This window comes from Spirosoma jeollabukense, from assembly GCF_054777855.1.
Map to the genome: position 1 here is coordinate 1 of NZ_BAAHAD010000045.1, position 2,319 is coordinate 2,319.

The 2,319-nt window shown below is 22.9% G+C and carries 2 protein-coding genes and 2 pseudogenes; all 4 read left to right on the plus strand.

Annotation, left to right across the window (positions count from 1 at the left end; translation table 11 throughout):
- Positions 1 to 107: 107 nt before the first annotated feature.
- A pseudogene (locus ACYVEA_RS34325) lies at positions 108 to 419 on the plus strand (cytochrome b N-terminal domain-containing protein); the annotation flags it as partial.
- 12 nt (positions 420 to 431) lie between these two features.
- Positions 432 to 770, plus strand: a pseudogene (locus ACYVEA_RS34330) (hypothetical protein); the annotation flags it as partial.
- Between the two features lie 177 nt (positions 771 to 947).
- Entirely contained in the window at positions 948 to 1,328 is a 381-nt protein-coding gene (locus tag ACYVEA_RS34335; RefSeq protein ID WP_461117890.1) for an NADH-quinone oxidoreductase subunit A, read from the plus strand.
- A gap of 750 nt (positions 1,329 to 2,078) precedes the next feature.
- The coding region (gene nuoK / locus ACYVEA_RS34340) for an NADH-quinone oxidoreductase subunit NuoK (RefSeq protein ID WP_461117891.1) at positions 2,079 to 2,319 on the plus strand (241 nt) is incomplete at its 3' end.

Consider the following 2,319-nt stretch of genomic DNA (forward strand, 5'->3'; position numbering starts at 1 on the left):
CTTATGGTCAAATGTCTTTATGAGGTGCAACAGTTATAACTAATTTAATGAGTGCAATACCATGAATAGGACAAGATATAGTGCAATTTATATGAGGAGGGTTTTCTGTTAATAATGCAACATTAAATAGATTTTTTGCATTACATTTTGTATTACCTTTTGTATTAGCTGCTTTAGCTTTAATGCATTTAATAGCTTTACATGATTCTAGTGGTTCAAGTAATCCTTTAGGTGTTTCAGGTAATTATGATAGATTACCTTTCCATCCTTATTATATATTTAAAGATTTAATTACAATATTCTTATTTATAATAGTATTATCTATTTTTGTATTTTTCATGCCTAATGTTTTAGGTGATAGTGAAAATTATGTTATGGCTAATCCTATGCAAACACCTCCAGCTATTGTTCCAGAATGATATCTTTTACCATTCTATGCAATATTAAGATCTATACCTAACAAATTATTAGGTGTTATAGCAATGTTTGCTGCAATTTTAGCATTATTAATAATGCCTTTTACAGATTTATCAAAATTAAGAGGTAACCAATTCAGACCTTTAAGTAAAATAGCATTCTTTATATTTGTAGCAAATTTTTTAATATTAATGCAATTAGGGGCAAAACACGTTGAATCTCCATTTATAGAATTTGGACAAATTTCTACTGTTTTATATTTTGCACACTTTATAATTATAGTTCCTTTTGTAACTTTATTAGAAAATAGTTTAATAGATTTAAGTCTTAGTGAAAGTAAAAAATCTATTTAATTAAGCAGTTAGTTTAATATAAATATATTTTAACAAATGATCTGTGGTTATAGTACTAAGTGGTGAGTAGAGGGAGGAGGAGGGTTTTCAGTAGGCAAAAAAAAAAATTTTTTTTGCTTAATCATAATAAACATATTTACAACAGTTTTTACTTTAAATATACGAATAAATATAATAATGACAAGTTTAACTTTTTTCTTTATATTCATACCAATATTAGCATTAATATTATTAGGTTTAAATATATTATTATCACCACATAACCCTTATCAAGAAAAGAATAGTGCTTTTGAATGTGGATTTCATTCATTTTTGGGACAAAATAGAACTCAATTTAGTATATCGTTCTTTATTTTCGCACTTTTATTTTTACTATTTGATCTAGAAATATTATTAGTATATCCTTATATAGTTAGTGCATATACTAATGGTATTTATGGTTTAATTATTATGTTGGTATTTTTCTTTATATTAACTCTAGGTTTTGTATTTGAATTAGGAAAAAATGCATTAAAAATAGATAGTAGACAAGGAAATAATATTCAACTAAAAAATTGAAAACAATTAGTCTATATAAATAGTTAGATAAAATAAATATTTTAAAAGTTTAATAAAAATCCTTTTATTTTATTAGATATAGCTGTTAACAAATTTTTAAAATAGATTGTTAAATATGTACCTCTATATTTTTTCTTACTATGCATTTTTCTTTTTATACAATATTTATTATGTATAAATTACTGTATAATTATTATACATAGTCATAAAAGGCGTATAATTCCGTATGTAAGTAATAGGTATAAAAAAATTCTAGGCGAAACTCACCTTATGGTAAGAAAAAGTATAGTGGGTATATATTTAGTTCAATGCGGAGGGAGCACGACACGTATAAATACTATTATTAATGAAACAATAGCAACTAGGCTAATAAACGCTAATTATAATCAATTAATTGAAATATCTTCTTATTTTTTAACTTAATTAAATAAAACGTTAATAGTTTTATAATTATTATAATATATGTTAATAACATATAATGTACCTCAATTTTATGATAGAAGTATTTTTATGGCCAATAGTCTTATATTTTGAGTATTTTATAGTTCAATGTCAATAGCAAACATCTTTAGCAAAATTTTTACTATTGTACATTTATATAAAAAAGTAATTAATAATATTTAGTTAATTTTTAAGTTTTACGATAGAATTTATCAGTTTAAATAAATGAAAACCAACTAATTTAACTTAATAATAATTCAAAAAATTTTTTTTTATTATACAATTTCATAATTTAATCTAAAATATTAAATGAGTTTTTCACTAATCCTGTTTTTGATTGGAATATTGGGTTTCGTTTTAAACAGAAAAAATATAATTTTAATGCTTATTTCAATAGAAATAATGCTTTTATCTATTACATTCCTAATATTAATAAGTTCATTAAGCTTTGATGATGTATTAGGTCAAACTTTTTCTATATATATAATAGCTATAGCTGGAGCAGAATCAGCTATAGGATTAGGTATTTTAGTAGCATATTATAGATTAA

Excerpts from the sequence above, each read along its gene's own strand:
- ACYVEA_RS34335 (WP_461117890.1), top strand. The coding sequence starts at position 948 with ATGACAAGTTTAACTTTTTTCTTTATATTCATACCAATATTAGCATTA.